Here is a 15,281-nt window from a genome sequence, read left to right as displayed (position 1 = left end):
CTCAGTAGACTCAATCATTACTGTGCCATTACGTTATCCTTTATAAGAAACAATCCAGCGTTTAATCAGATATATCGATAAACAGTCTATCCCAATAATCATCAATGCGCATAAAGCGAAAAAATACTCTGGCAAGATACGAATAATGGGATCCGTTACTGGGTTAAATAACCAATCATTATTATTAAATAACAAGTGATGAAAGGCGACGAACCATGTATTGAAATTAAATAAGGCGAGTATTGCGATCATTATTGGCGCAACCATTAGACTGCTCAATAAATACTGAGTGGTCATAGTCACATAGCGCTGTCGCCAATGCTTCACTAAAACATAAATGATCGGTGTTAATATCACGAAAACAATCAAAGCAATCATAAATAACTGTTTGACTTCCGCAAAGTGTGAAAGTGCTGATTGACTGCTCGGAAAGTCTGGCATTTCAAGTGTAGAGCGCCAGGGTAACACGAGATACCAAAGCATCTCCATATAATTGCTAAACATTACCCCAAACGACCATGGTAAACTTTGACTATCTCCGCTCAGCCATAAGGATAACGCCCATAATAGCGGTGAGACAACGATCGTTATAAATAGCCCCAACAACAGTGCCCATAGCCCGAGTGATAGTGCTTTAGCGGTGTTCATCAGCACACGCTGCATTATTTTTGCCACCAGGCGCTGAGCGCCTCGTAATCTTTGAAGACATGTGTCGGTTCAATACCTAACGTTTGAATGTCTTCTCGTGAATTGACACCTGTTTCAATCATCAATGTCTGAATGTTACTATTAATTCCAGCTTGAATATCTGTCTTTAAATTATCGCCGAGTAACATCGCTTCGTCTTTTAAAATTCCGAGGCGATCTAATGCCCCCTGGATAAAATTCTTCGACGGTTTCCCACAATTAATGTAGTCAACACCGCTTGTGGTCTTCAATAGTTCCCCAATTGAACCATTTCCTGGTAAAAATCCGTCTGCGGAAGGTAACTGTAAATCGGGATTAGTCAATAAGTAGGTGGCTCCTGATTGTAACGCCAATCCTGCCTGTGACAGCGTGCCATATGATGAATTAAAATCCATCCCTACCACGACGAAATCTTCATGTTTGGTTGTTTCTTTACGATTAACGGTCATTCCAGCATTTATCAACGTTTCATTGAGGTAGTCACTGCCGACTAGGAAAACTTCTGTGTCATCAATAGCTTTGTCTTCAGATTTGAGTATTTCCTTTGCGGTGAATAGTGTCGCATCAACGCTCGTATAGATGATATCTGCCGAAACGTGGATATCATGTTTCGTTGCTAAAGCTTCTTGAACTTCTTCAGGGCTACGCGATGCATTATTTGTCACAAATAGGAAAGGTGTCCCTTCGTCTTGTAACTGACGGATAAAATCAGCTGCACCTGGAATACGTGCATCGCCACGATAAATCGTACCATCCAAATCAATCAATAATGCTGTCATAACTTTATGATTCCTTCCTATCTAATGGATCTTAAAGGCTTGATGCTTATTATAATCTTTTGAGCGTCGTTTTTGACGTTTGCCTTTGTTGTATTTCTTCTGATAATTGCCATCATCATATTTATCATGGTATTTAAACTTCGGTTTACCATGTGACTTATGCTGTTTCTTTTTCTTCTTTTTATTATAGTTCTTACGTTTATGCGCTTTTTTCTTATTCTTTTCTTTGATCGATTCACTCTGCGCGATACGTTCATCGTTATCTCGTTCATGTTTCAATACAAAATACTCGCAGCCAAAGCTACAGTATTCTGTTAAGTAATCCTCAAGATAACGAATATCTTTATCAATCGGTGTGTCCGGTTGATTACCTTCATAAAATCCCTTCAATCGCAATTGACCGCCACTCCAATCGCCGACAAGGTAATCGTAGACATCAAACAGTGAGACGTAACGTTCGGAGAGATCCTCCAGTGAGAGCGCCTCTTGACTAGTAGCAGTCAAAATTGAGAAATATTGATCCTCAATATTCAAATGTTTATCATCACGCATTTTGACATGTGCTTTCGTATAATGCGTGGCTGTTGATGATTCAGTGCTCACACTATTCCCCCTTTACGGTTTGATGATGAATATATTGACCTAGAACGTCACGTAAAAATAGATCGCTCCAGATTTTTCCTGGTGTCTGATGCAACACGCTGAAAAACGGCAAAAACGTGAGATGGTCGACCGTTACCAGTCGATACATACGAGTAGGTACAATTGTATTTTCAGTGATTGGATCAGAAAACATTAACTCTCCGAATACATTACCACGGAACCCCAGACCAATAATCTGTTGATACTGCAGATCATCATGTAGCGTCTGCACAGCAGGCATGAGATTATTCAATAGTTGTTCACCACTAACTTCCAATTCAATCAGTCGCATCGGATGTGGCAAACAATCATGCAGCATCTGTCGATTAATTTCGCCCTTAGGTAAGGATGTTAAAAATAACCCAGAATGCAATAGAGCAATATCTGCACCTGTTTCTTTTTTGATTGCATGGACAGTGTATTGCTGTAGCAGATTTAATTTTGTTTCGTTATTTTTTAGCGCTTTATCTATCTCACCCACGACAGATTGTACTAATTTTTGATCCCCTTTTGCATGCCACGAAGCGACAATTTCAGCTTCGTCAGGGACAGCTGGTAAATCCTTTAGTGGTAATAATACTTCCGAGAGTGCTTGATCCCGAGACCCATGTAAGAAGTCATCGTAATCAATTGTTAGATGCCCGAGATAGGTGCCAAATTTCCCGCCACCTGTCAATAAAGTATCATTGATCCACTCACCATTTTCAAGCGTATGATGCGTATGCGAACCAAAGATGACATCGATTTCTGAGAATTTCTGTGCTAGACGTTCATCCTCTTTAATTCCTAAATGACTCAAAAATAGAATCATATCTGGGTGTTCCTGGTTTTTAATATCCGTTAACACATCTGTAATTGTCTCATCAATGGCAGTTTGATCCCATCCCAGAACATCATAAGAGAGCGGATAAATAGCGGTGAGACCAAATACCGCAACCTTTATGCCTGTTGGTAATATCAGGATATGATACTTTTCAGTAAACGCTGGGCGTTCCTGTGTTTGATGGTCAAATAAGTTACTCAATACAACGGGAAACTCAGCATCATCATATAAATGAACTAATTCATCATGAGATAGTCCGATGCCTTCATTATTCCCAATCGTCGCAGCGTCGATGGGCAATTCATTCAGTAATTGCACCATATTTTTACCCTTTTCAGCTTCTGTCCATGATTCAAAACGGTCCATACAGTCACCGAGATCAAAAAAAAGCACATCATCTCCCTGCGCTATCAGTCGCTCTTTTTCGTGCTGATAGTAGTCCTGAACGCGTGGCCAATAATCGAGATGTGAATGCCAATCATTGGTATGAAAAATATGTATCTGATGACTCAAGAATGACCATCCTTCGGACAACTATAATCTATTCTGTGATGCGTGACTCAGCAGCAGTCTTATAGAATACTGCATCAATAATGTAAAAGCGAATCATCATTCCGATAGTAAAGACTACCATTAGCACAGAGCCGATGACCAATACAAGATTTGGTAACCACTGATTAATATTTCCGAGTATGCCACCTAGTAATGCTGTCATACCGAAAACAATAAGATTCCCTGCGACTAATTGCAAAACAAGTACTAACTCTAAACCAATATACTTCAATACATGTCCTTTGATCGTATTAAAAGCAGAACGAATCACTTCAAAAGTGCCAAGATTCATTTTATCTTTTAAGACAAAATCCGTAAATGCCATAATTGCATTTAACCAAATTGAACTGACTATGATCGCAGCTGCCATTAAGATAGCAAAAATCAATACGATCCCCGCACCTATCTCCACATTGCCACTGATCAATAAGGTTGGACCACCAACTAGCCCAAAAATGATCGTACCAATAATCACGGGCAAACTCACAATGATCCCCTTAACCAGTACAACTAAAACATTTCGAACAGGATGTTCAGTGATTGGTGCAAAAAATGTTTTAATATTGAAAGGCTCCTTATTAGCGAGATTTAAAAAATTCCATTTGAATCCCATGCCAATGAATAAGCGTGGTAATCCTCTCAATAGTAAAAAGATAATGACACTTAACGTTTGAGTAAACAGGCTATCAAAGTCACTGATCATCGATCCTGTAGTAATCACTAAAAAACCGCTAAACATTGATTGAATAACAATCAATAGTAAAAACATCAAGACACTTTTTGACACGACAGATCCCCATTCATCTTTTAGGATACGGTCGGCGGTATGACGAATTTCATTATTCTTCAACATGATGTTCACCTCTCATAAACACTTGGAAACGAGTTATCATATTTATTGTAGGCACTATCAATCGATCGTGTCAATCAATTAGACAATACAAAAAACGCGACCACATATTAATTGTAGCCGCGTTCGTATTAGTCATTATGGACTAACTTTTAAAAATGTTTATTGCTTATTTGTTTAAGTTGTAGAATGATTTCACACCATCATACTGTGCATTTTCAGCCAATTCATCTTCGATACGGAGTAATTGGTTGTATTTAGCAATACGGTCAGTACGTGATAATGAACCAGTCTTAATCTGACCAGCGTTTGTAGCTACTGCGATGTCAGCAATTGTTGCATCTTCAGTTTCACCAGAACGGTGTGAAACAACTGCAGTGTAGCCAGCGCGTTTAGCCATTTCGATAGCATTGAATGTTTCAGTCAATGTACCGATTTGGTTAACCTTGATCAAGATAGAGTTAGAAACGCCTTTTTCGATACCGTCAGCCAAACGTTTAGTGTTAGTTACGAACAAGTCGTCACCAACCAATTGTACTTTGTCGCCTAAGCGGTCAGTTAAAACTTTCCAGCCTTCCCAGTCATCTTCGTCCATACCGTCTTCGATAGTGATTAATGGGAATTTTTCAACGAGAGAAGCGATGTAGTCTACTTGTTCTTCAGCAGAACGTTTAGGAGCGTCAGCACCTTCGAACTTGCTGTAGTCGTAAACACCGTTTTCGTAGAATTCAGAAGCTGCAATGTCCAAACCTAAGAAGATATCTTCACCTGGTTTGTATCCAGCAGTTTCGATAGCTTTAACGATTGTTGCCAATGCGTCATCAGCACTGTCAAATGCAGGTGCGAAACCACCTTCGTCACCGACAGCAGTTTCTAAACCACGTTCAGATAATAATTTCTTCAATGTGTGGAAAGTTTCAGCACCCCAACGTAATGCTTCTTTGAATGAAGGTGCGCCTGCAGGAACGATCATGAATTCCTGGAAAGCGATAGGTGCGTCAGAGTGAGAACCACCGTTAACGATGTTCATCATTGGTGTTGGCAATACTTTAGCGTTGAAACCACCGAGGTAGTTGTAAAGTGGCAAGCCAACTTCTTCAGCAGCTGCACGAGCAACAGCTAAAGATACACCCAAGATAGCGTTCGCACCGAGTTTACCTTTGTTTTCAGTACCGTCCAATTCAATCATTGTTTGGTCGATCAAAGCTTGTTCAGTAACTTCTAAACCGATAACAGCATCAGCGATTTGTTCGTTAACGTTATCAACAGCTTTGGTAACACCTTTACCCATGTAGCGGTCTTTGTCACCATCACGAAGTTCTACAGCTTCGTATTGTCCAGTAGAAGCTCCAGAAGGAACCATACCGCGACCGAAAGCACCTGTTTCAGTAAGAACTTCAACTTCGATTGTTGGGTTACCACGGGAGTCTAAAACTTCGCGTGCGTAAACATCTGTAATTAATGACATATTAGCTATTTTCCTCCTAAATGTTTATTTCAGTGAATTTTCTTATTCAGCAGCATTAACCAAAGCAGTGAAGCTGTCTACTTCAAGACTAGCGCCACCAACTAAAGCGCCGTCAATGTTTTCCTGTACGAGAATATCATCAACAGTAGCTGGTTTAACAGAACCACCGTAAAGAATGCGAGTTTCTTCTGCAACATCAGCGCTGTAGATATCAGCAACAACTTCACGAATTGCTGCACAAATTTCTTCAGCATCTTCTGGAGAAGCACTCTTACCAGTTCCAATTGCCCAGATTGGTTCGTAGGCAATAACAGCTTCTTTAGCTTGTTCTTCTGATAAACCTTCTAAAGCTGCACGGATTTGGCCAGAGATAAATTCTTTCGCTTCGCCTGCTTCACGTTGTTCTAAGGTTTCACCACAGCAGATGATTGGTGTTGCACCTTCAGCAAAAATAGCTTTAGCTTTCTTGTTGATATCTTCATCCGTTTCACCGAAGCCTTGACGACGTTCAGAGTGACCGATAATGATGTAGTCAACACCGAGATCAGCTAATGCTTCTGGACTTGTTTCACCAGTGAAAGCACCGCTCTTTTCAAAGTAAGCGTTCTGTGCTCCAACCTTGATTTGGGTATCTTTTGTTTCTTCAACAAGGTGTTGGACAAACAATGTTGGTGGGCAAACTAATACTTCAGCTTTCTTTTCAGAATCAAGTGCTTCTTTTAAGCCGCTGATGAAGTCATGTGCTTCAGCAGCGTTTTTGTTCATTTTCCAATTGCCGGCAATTAATACACGACGCATAAATTGTCCTCCTTCAAGTGACTATCAAGTGACTATTTATTAGATAATGCAGCGACACCAGGTAATTCTTTGCCTTCCAAGAATTGCATAGATGCGCCCCCACCAGTTGAAATGTGAGAGAATTTATCAGCAAATCCGGAATTCTTAGCAGCAGATGCAGAGTCCCCACCACCAACGATAGAGATAGCATCAGAATCTGCGATCGCTTTGCAGACACCGTTAGTACCTTTTGCAAAAGCGTTCATTTCGAATACACCCATTGGTCCGTTCCAAACGACAGTCTTCGCGTCATCCAAGATTTCCTTGAATGCCTCAACAGTAGCTGGACCACAGTCCAACCCTTCCCAGTCATCTGGAATTTCGTTAATAGCAACAACTTTAGTATTAGCGTCTTCAGAGAAGTCATCAGCTACTACAATATCGCTTGGTAATACTAATTTGTCACCTGCACGTTCTAACAATTCTTTAGCTAATGGGATCTTATCTTCTTCAAGCAAGGATTTACCGATACCGTAGCCTTGAGCTTTAAGGAAGGTATAAGCCATCCCACCACCAATTAAGACTTTATCAGCTTTTTGGAGTAATGATTCGATCACATCAATCTTGTCAGAAACTTTTGCACCACCTAAAATGGCAACGAATGGACGTTCTGGGTCATTAACTGCATCACCCAAGAATTTCAATTCTTTTTCTAACAAGAAACCTGCAACAGCTTCATCGATATTTTCAGAAATACCAACATTAGAAGCGTGTGCACGGTGAGCGGTACCGAAAGCATCATTGACGAAAACGTCACCTAAAGATGCCCAGTATTTACCTAATTCAGGGTCATTGCCTGATTCTTTCTTATCATCGATGTCTTCAAAACGTGTGTTCTCAAACAAGAGAACTTCACCTTCGCTAAGTTCATCGATTGCGTTTTCAAGTGCTTCACCACGTGTTTCTGGCACAAAACGTACCTCTTGACCGAGAAGTTCAGACAAGTGTTCTGCAACGGGTGCCATACTCTTGCCTTCTTTGTCTTCTTCTGTTTTCACACGACCTAAGTGTGAGAAGAGAATCAATTTACCTTCGTGATCTAATACGTATTTGATGGTTGGTAACGCTTGTACCATACGGTTGTCATCGCCAACAGCTCCATCTTTCATTGGGACGTTGAAGTCCACACGCATTAACACTTTTTTGCCTTTTAATTCAATATCTTCAATGGTTTTCTTAGCCATTAAAAGACAACCTCCTTCAGATGTGATCTATCTGTTCTACAAAAAAAGCGAGAAGCGCGAAGCTTCCCGCTTTTCGTTGTGTGTCAAGCTATCTTATCGAAATTAAGCTTGTGAACCGAATTCTTCAAGCGTACGAACCATGTTCGCAGTGAATCCAGATTCGTTGTCGTACCAAGCAGCAACTTCAACTAATTGAGTACCGTCATCAGCTGTCAATACAGTTGTTTGGGTAGCGTCGAAGATAGAACCAACTTGAGTACTGATTACATCAGAAGAAACGATTTCGTCTTCAGTGTAAGCAAATGCTTCGTTAGCATATTTCTTAACAGCTGCGTTGATTTCTTCAGCAGTTAAGTCTTGTTTACCTAATACACAGTAGAAGGTACAAATAGAACCAGTAATTGTAGGTACACGGAATGCTGCACCGTCAACTTTACCGTTTACGCTAGGGATAACTTTACCAGTTGCTTTAGCGGCACCAGTAGAAGCTGGGATAATGTTGGCAGCACCTGCACGGTTTTTACGTCCACCTGGTTTGTCCTGAAGTGCTTGGGTAGAAGTGTAAGAGTGGATAGTTGACATGTTACCAACTTTAACACCGAATTCTTTTTCCAAAGCGTTAACTACTGGAGCCAAGCAGTTTGTAGTACATGAAGCTGCAGAGATGATCTTGTCATCAGCAGTGATGATGTCGTTGTTAACACCGTAAACGATAGTCTTAGTTACATCATCTTTAGCTGGAGCAGAGATCAAGACTTTCTTAGCACCTGCGTCTAAGTGAGCTTGAGATTTTTCAGCTGAAGTGTAGAAACCAGTTGATTCCAACACGATGTCAATGTCCAAGTCTCCCCATGGGCAGTTAGCAGCATCGCGTTCTGCGAATACTTTAACTTCTTTGCCGTCTACAACTAAAGCGTCATCTTTAGCTTCGATGTCGTGTTCGAAACGTCCGTGAGCTGTGTCATATTTCAACAAGTAAGCTAAGTCTTCTGGAGCGGTCAAGTCGTTGATTGCAACAACTTCGATGTCGCTAGAAACTTCAGTAATACGACGGAATGCCAAGCGTCCGATACGTCCAAAACCATTGATTGCTACTCTAACCATGAATGAATTTCCTCCTTAAGAAAATTAACATGCAATAAACATTTTATTTTAGATGGGTCTCCCCATTTAAAACCGATTGAGCGCACGTTTCATCGATAAAAATTACCGATTGTGGCGGTGCGAGCCGTAAATAAGCAGCCAAGGCATCAGCTTTTTCCTGACCGACTGCCACTAGAATAGGTAATGCAACTGACTGCAAGTCCTCTAAATGCATCCCAATTCTAGGAATACTGTATAGGATATTACCCTGCTTGTCAAAGAAACTACCGAACACCTCACCAACCGCATTTTGCTGGGTGATCTCTTCAATAACTGACGTTGACAAGTGACGTCGTGATGCCATCTGATGTGCATCACCAACACCATAGAGTACAACATCTGAGCGTTTCAGTAATTGTAGTGTTTCCCCGATTGCAGGTTCACGCTCTAACACTTTAACGCTCTCTTCACTCATCATTTCTGGGCTATATAACACGTGTGCCTGACCGTTCAAACAGTCTGCTAATCGTTCTGTGATTGTATTAGCCTGTATATCAGTCGTTTCCGGCAAACCACCACGTGCTGCGACGACGTCAAACGTGCGATTCTGTCGCAATAAATCTCCAGAAATTTTTGAGACCATTTGACTGAGTGTTGTCCCACCAGCCACAGCGATCGTGCAGTGCCCAGCATCGAGCATCCGATCCATATATCTAGACACTGCAATCCCCATCTGTGACCAAATACCTACCGCATCTGAAGCATCACTAGAAATTACATAAAATTCAGAGTGATCGAATCGTTGACGGCAAGCCTGCTCGAGACGATGATTTGTCATTTGAGAACCTGAATCGAAGAGCACTAACTCAGCGACTAGCTGGCGACCACTCTCCGTAATCGTCATGCCGTTGACTGTAACTGAAATTAGCCCCTGCTTCTTCAATAGGTCGATATCCTTCCTGAGCGGACGCTCCGTCACTTCAAGCATTTCTGCAAGTAACTTACGTCCAATTGGGCCGTATCGAATCACTGTTTGAAGAACCTTCATTCGCCGTTGATAGGCTGCCGATAACTCCGGCACAATCGTTGTTAGATTTTCAAAATCCGCATTCATTCTATCACTCTCTGTAATGTCGTGGGCAGATGTTGTCCTATAGGTCATTTTTTGACCAGCAGTGTGAAAATTTTTTGAAGAGTCGAAGCTCCTCTCATTCACACGTTTAGTATATCAACTCTTGTTCAGAGTTGCAAGTTTTTTCACGAAAAAACGCGCATTGCACATGCAACACGCGTTTGATGAAGATCAATTAGTTTTCTTTTAATTCACTATTATTAACCATGATGTGGTCAATAATACCGTATTCCTTGGCTTCTTCTGCCGTTAGCCAGTGGTCACGATCGGTATCCTTTTCAACTTCTTCTATAGATTTACCCGTGGATTCAGAAATAATACGGTGTAAGTTCTTCTTCGTTTTTAGGATATGCTCTGCTGCGATTTCAATTTCTGTCGCCTGACCTTGTGCACCGCCCAATGGTTGGTGGATGAGTACTTCTGAATTAGGTAATGCATAGCGTTTACCCTTAGTACCAGCCATTAAGAAAATAGATCCCATCGATGCGGCCATACCTGTTACGATAGTTACAACATCAGAATTAATGAATTGCATCGTATCGTAAATGGCCAAGCCAGCTGTTACTGATCCACCTGGGGAGTTAATGTAGAGATAAATATCTTTATCTGGAGATTGGGCATCTAGGAATAGTAACTGTGCAATAATTGAGTTAGCGAGGTCATCATTAACTTCGCCACTCAACATAATAATACGGTCTTTTAATAAACGTGAGTAAATGTCATAAGCACGTTCCCCACGAGATGATTGTTCAATAACTGTTGGAACTAAATTCATCGGTTATTCCTCCTTAAATCGATTACTACATGAGTTAGTATAGCTAATTAGTCAATAATGGTCAAATAATATTGATTAATCCTTTAATTTTCTTTTTGCTTTTGCCATTTTGTGACCTCTTCTCGAAAATCGCTGATTAAGTATAAAGAGCCGTAACATAGCAACAAGTCATCGGATTGCAAATGCGTCATTGCTTGCTCAAATGCTGTCGACACAGAATCACAGACATGCACAGGACGATCAGAATAAGCACTAATTTTTTCCTTTAATATGCTAGGATCTAGGCTGCGCGGTAAATCCTGAACTGATAGTACATAATACTCATCAATCAGCGGCGCCATCTGCGGTATCATATCATCAATAGCTTTTTCCTTCATCGTAGCAGTCACACCAATAATGCGCCTATCACTGTAATATTGTTTCAAAGTGTGCACCAAAGCTTCGATACCCTGAGGATTATGTGCACCATCAACAATAATCAACGGCTGTTCATTCACGCACTCCATACGTCCCGGCCAACGCGTGTTGCGAATACCAGTATGAATATGCTCAGAAGAAATATCAAAAATCCCCTTCTCATTCAATAATTGTAATGTCTCAATTGCTGTAAGCGCATTGATGATCTGATGATCGCCCAATAAGTTTAATTGGAGCTCAGATAGTTCTTTATAGTCAAAGGTTTGGCCAGCAACCGTTTGCGCATGAATCGTTAACTGCTCATGATCCGGGACAATATATTCCGATTGATGAGATTCAGCTGTCGTACGGATAACATGCATCACCTCTTCATCCTGTGGGTAACACACAACGGGTACGTGCGACTTGATAATGCCTGCTTTTTGTTCAGCAATGGCTTCAATCGTCTCACCTAAAATTTCCATATGGTCGTATCCAATGTGTGTAATAACCGAAACTAACGGTTGATCGATAACATTTGTTGCATCGAGTAATCCCCCAAGACCGACTTCTATAATCGCAACATCCACTTGCTTGCGATAGAAATACCAAAATGCCAAAACAGTGAACCACTCAAACTCACTGAGTTGTACATTTTCTGGTACTAATTGTTCACGCATTTCATCAGAGTAGCGTGCAATATCTGCATCAGAAATATATGTTTCATTAATACGTATACGTTCATTGAATTCATAGAGCGATGGTGATGTAAAAAGTCCAACACGATAGCCAGCATTTTCCAAAACCGTCTGCATCATTTTAGCGGTCGATCCTTTACCATTTGTTCCTGCAATGTGAATTGTTTTGATACGGTTTTGCGGTTCACCTAAAATATCGCACGCACGACGAATCTCTGTCATCCCTTGGCGTTGTTCCGGGTGATCTGGAATATTCATCGCTTTAACTGCTGTATCATAATCCATAAGCTACTGCCTACCTCCACTCTAAATTTTGTACTCCTTAACTAACACTTTGTCATTATAATACAATTTTAATTGGTTTTTTACGTATTTTCTGCTACAATACCCAAGATGATAGATAAGAAATCTTGTAGGGGAGTAACCAGCAGTTATGCTGCGATAGTATCAACAATAACATGCAGTTTTTACTGCTGGTACTATCTGAAAAGGTAAGACCTGCGATATCCGATCGGTGGGTATCGCAGGTCATTTTTTATCTTAAATCTAAATTTGTATATAAGGAAAAGGAGTGATGTGGAATGGCAACAGAATCGTCTAATGAAAAGTATTTTACCGTTGAAGCTGATGCTGCATTGAAGGCCTTCGATGTTACTGAAGAGGGTCTATCTAGTAGTGAAGTCGAGCAACGTAAAGAAAAATACGGGACTAATGAGATTCAAGAAGGCGAAACGCGTTCTACCTTCCAGAAATTCATCGATCAGTTTAAAGATGCGATGATTATCATCTTATTAATCGCCGCTGCACTATCCGTTGTTTTAGAAGGACTTCATGGGTTAGTTGACGCAATCGTTATTTTAATCGTTGTTATTATCAATGCGGTATTGGGGGTTATCCAAGAAAACCGTGCAGAAGATGCGATTAATTCATTACGTGAGATGTCATCACCTAAAGCAAAAGTAAGACGTGATGGTGACACTAAGTCAATTGACTCTAGAAATATTGTACCTGGTGATATCGTGGTGTTAGAAGCTGGGGATATTGTACCAGCAGATATGCGTTTGATTACATCTAATTCACTACAAGTTGAAGAAGCTGCATTGACCGGTGAATCTGTACCAGTCGACAAAGATACTAACGTTGTTGATGCTGAGGCTGGTATCGGTGACCGTATTAATATGGCATTCTCTTCAACAAACGTGACATACGGTCGTGGTATCGGTGTAGTAACCGCTACGGGTATGGATACCGAAGTCGGTAATATCGCTACGATGATTGAAAACTCTGAAGAGAAACAAACACCACTACAGCGTGATATGGCACGTTTGACCCGCTTCTTAACATGGGCGATCGTGATCATCTCCGTCGTAATCTTCGGTATCGGTGTATTGGAAGGTCGCGAATGGATTAGTATGTTATTGACTGCTATTTCCGTTGCAGTGGCTGCTTTACCAGAAGGTTTACCAGCCATCTCTACGATTATCTTGGCTTTGGGTACGCAAAAAATGGCTGACCGCAATGCCCTGGTACGTAAATTACCAGCTGTTGAAACGCTCGGTGGTACACAGGTCATTGCCTCAGACAAAACAGGTACCCTAACACAGAACAAGATGACCATCGAAAAAGTTTACTACAATGGTGAACTTCACGATGCGAACGAAGATATTGATTTCGATGAACCAATCTTCAAAATTATGAACTTCGCAAACGATACAACCATAAGTAACGACGGTTCATTAGCTGGTGACCCAACAGAAACAGCAATGATCCAATTCGGTATTGATAAAGGCTTTGACCTCAAAGCTGCGCTCGATGAACGCCCACGTGTTGGCGAGATCGCTTTCGATTCTGCGCGTAAAATGTCAACAACGATTCACCCAGCGAAAGCTGAAGATGAATCTAACGGTAAGTTCGTTGTCATGACAAAAGGTGCGCCGGATGTCCTACTCGACAACTGTACGCAGTACTACCACAACGGTAAGGTTGAGCCTTTGACAGATGACGTCCGTGACCAAATCTTGAAACAAAATGAAGAGTTGGCACAGGACGCTTTCCGCGTGTTAGCAATGGCATTTAAGTTCATCCCTGAAGAAAAAGATAAGTACATCTCCGAAGAGGAAGAACGCGACTTGATCTTTGCAGGTATGGTTGGGGAAATCGACCCTGAACGTCCAGAAGCTAAAGATGCCATCGCGCAAGCAAACAGTGCAGGTATTCGCGTGGTAATGATTACTGGGGACCACCCTGTGACAGCTTTTGCGATTGCTAAACGTCTCGGTATTGCTGAAGAAAGCGACGCCTTTGAAGACGTTGTTATGACAGGTAAAGAACTCGATAAACTTTCTGACGAAGAGCTTCAAGAACGCGTGGCTGAATATAAAGTTTACGCACGTGTCGCACCTGAGCACAAAGTTCGTATCGTTAAAGCATGGCAGTCTGACAAACACAACAAGATTGTAGCCATGACTGGTGACGGTGTTAACGACGCGCCATCCTTGAAGCAAGCTGATATCGGTATCGGTATGGGTATCACGGGTACAGAAGTATCTAAAGGTGCTTCCGATATGGTCTTAGCGGATGATAACTTTGCAACTATCGTTACTGCTGTTGAAGAAGGACGTAAAGTCTTCTCCAATATCCAAAAAGCTGTGCAATACCTATTATCTGCTAACTTAGGTGAGGTATTGACAATCGGTGTTGCAACATTGATCGGTTGGGAAATTTTGGAACCAATTCATATTTTATGGATTAACTTGGTAACTGATACGTTCCCTGCAATTGCTCTCGGACTTGAAAAAGCTGAAAATGATGTGATGGAACATGAACCTCGCGGACAGAAAACTAACCTTCTATCTCGAGGTGTTATGCCAAGTATCTTCTATCAAGGATTGTACGAAGGTGGTATTACTCTCTTCGTTTACTGGTTCGCCCTCAACATTTTAAATGTCGAAATGATTGATGGTATCTATCCTGACGCTGAAGCAATGGCCTTTATGACCCTATGTTTCATTCAGTTAGTCCACGCTTTCAACTGTAAGTCTGTGTTTAAGTCATTGTTTGCGAAGAATCCATTCGACAACAAGTCATTTAACATTGGTATTGTAGTTTCTACATTACTCTTGTTAGTGACTGTGTTTGTACCTGGTATCAACGATATCTTTGGTACAAACCATCTCATTGATGACCCAATGGCTGGTAAAATGTGGTTAGTTATTATTCTTTCTGCCGCATCTATCCTGGTATACGTCGAAGTGATTAAATGGATTATGCGTGCTTCTGGCTACGCTGAACGTGCTGAACATTAATAATTAATAGTTAAATACTGAGATAAAAGAAAATGCGAGAAGAGCTGATGACTCCTCTCGCATTTTTTGT

Annotated in this window: 13 protein-coding genes; 1 reads left to right on the top strand and 12 read right to left on the bottom strand. The window is 41.1% G+C overall.

Features of this window, described 5'->3' with window-relative positions; all coding sequences use genetic code 11:
* Positions 1–33 precede the first annotated feature (33 nt).
* From ACWOEX_RS01035 to ACWOEX_RS00980, 12 genes are all read right to left on the bottom strand, one after another.
* Positions 34–675, bottom strand: coding sequence for a TIGR01906 family membrane protein (locus ACWOEX_RS01035; protein WP_455297408.1), 642 nt, complete (start codon positions 673–675; stop codon positions 34–36).
* Positions 663–1,466, bottom strand: coding sequence for an HAD-IIA family hydrolase (locus ACWOEX_RS01030; RefSeq protein WP_455297407.1), 804 nt, complete (start codon positions 1,464–1,466; stop codon positions 663–665). Before ACWOEX_RS01030 ends, ACWOEX_RS01035 begins: the two co-directional genes overlap by 13 nt.
* Positions 1,467–1,487: 21 nt before the next feature.
* Positions 1,488–2,069, bottom strand: a complete 582-nt coding sequence (locus ACWOEX_RS01025) for a YutD-like domain-containing protein (protein WP_455297406.1) — start codon at positions 2,067–2,069, stop codon at positions 1,488–1,490.
* Between the two features lies 1 nt (position 2,070).
* Positions 2,071–3,444 (bottom strand): bifunctional metallophosphatase/5'-nucleotidase, encoded by a 1,374-nt coding sequence (locus tag ACWOEX_RS01020; RefSeq protein ID WP_455297405.1) that lies wholly within the window; start codon positions 3,442–3,444, stop codon positions 2,071–2,073.
* 28 nt (positions 3,445–3,472) lie between these two features.
* Positions 3,473–4,336, bottom strand: coding sequence for a DUF975 family protein (locus ACWOEX_RS01015; RefSeq protein WP_455297404.1), 864 nt, complete (start codon positions 4,334–4,336; stop codon positions 3,473–3,475).
* A 166-nt stretch (positions 4,337–4,502) separates the two neighbouring features.
* Positions 4,503–5,801 (bottom strand): phosphopyruvate hydratase, encoded by a 1,299-nt coding sequence (eno, locus tag ACWOEX_RS01010; protein ID WP_455297403.1) that lies wholly within the window; start codon positions 5,799–5,801, stop codon positions 4,503–4,505.
* Positions 5,802–5,843: 42 nt separating this feature from the next.
* Positions 5,844–6,599, bottom strand: coding sequence for a triose-phosphate isomerase (gene tpiA / locus ACWOEX_RS01005; protein ID WP_455297402.1), 756 nt, complete (start codon positions 6,597–6,599; stop codon positions 5,844–5,846).
* A gap of 32 nt (positions 6,600–6,631) precedes the next feature.
* On the bottom strand, positions 6,632–7,822 hold the full coding sequence (locus ACWOEX_RS01000) for a phosphoglycerate kinase (protein WP_455297401.1): 1,191 nt from the start codon (positions 7,820–7,822) through the stop codon (positions 6,632–6,634).
* Between the two features lie 102 nt (positions 7,823–7,924).
* Positions 7,925–8,926 (bottom strand): type I glyceraldehyde-3-phosphate dehydrogenase, encoded by a 1,002-nt coding sequence (gene gap / locus ACWOEX_RS00995; RefSeq protein ID WP_455297400.1) that lies wholly within the window; start codon positions 8,924–8,926, stop codon positions 7,925–7,927.
* 43 nt (positions 8,927–8,969) lie between these two features.
* Positions 8,970–10,019 (bottom strand): sugar-binding transcriptional regulator, encoded by a 1,050-nt coding sequence (locus ACWOEX_RS00990; protein WP_455297399.1) that lies wholly within the window; start codon positions 10,017–10,019, stop codon positions 8,970–8,972.
* A 193-nt stretch (positions 10,020–10,212) separates the two neighbouring features.
* On the bottom strand, positions 10,213–10,812 hold the full coding sequence (gene clpP, locus ACWOEX_RS00985) for an ATP-dependent Clp endopeptidase proteolytic subunit ClpP (protein WP_455297398.1): 600 nt from the start codon (positions 10,810–10,812) through the stop codon (positions 10,213–10,215).
* Between the two features lie 83 nt (positions 10,813–10,895).
* Positions 10,896–12,191: a bifunctional folylpolyglutamate synthase/dihydrofolate synthase gene (locus ACWOEX_RS00980; RefSeq protein ID WP_455297397.1), complete on the bottom strand. Its 1,296-nt coding sequence runs from the start codon at positions 12,189–12,191 to the stop codon at positions 10,896–10,898.
* A 296-nt stretch (positions 12,192–12,487) separates the two neighbouring features.
* Here ACWOEX_RS00980 and ACWOEX_RS00975 point away from each other — a divergent pair, with 296 nt between their 5' ends.
* Complete coding sequence (locus tag ACWOEX_RS00975; protein ID WP_455297396.1) at positions 12,488–15,211, top strand: cation-translocating P-type ATPase; 2,724 nt, start codon at positions 12,488–12,490, stop codon at positions 15,209–15,211.
* The last annotated feature ends 70 nt before the right edge of the window (positions 15,212–15,281 follow it).

Source organism: Aerococcus vaginalis (assembly GCF_053762225.1).
The sequence above is the reverse complement of the archived record's forward strand: the minus strand, read 5'-3'. Positions and strand labels throughout refer to the sequence as shown.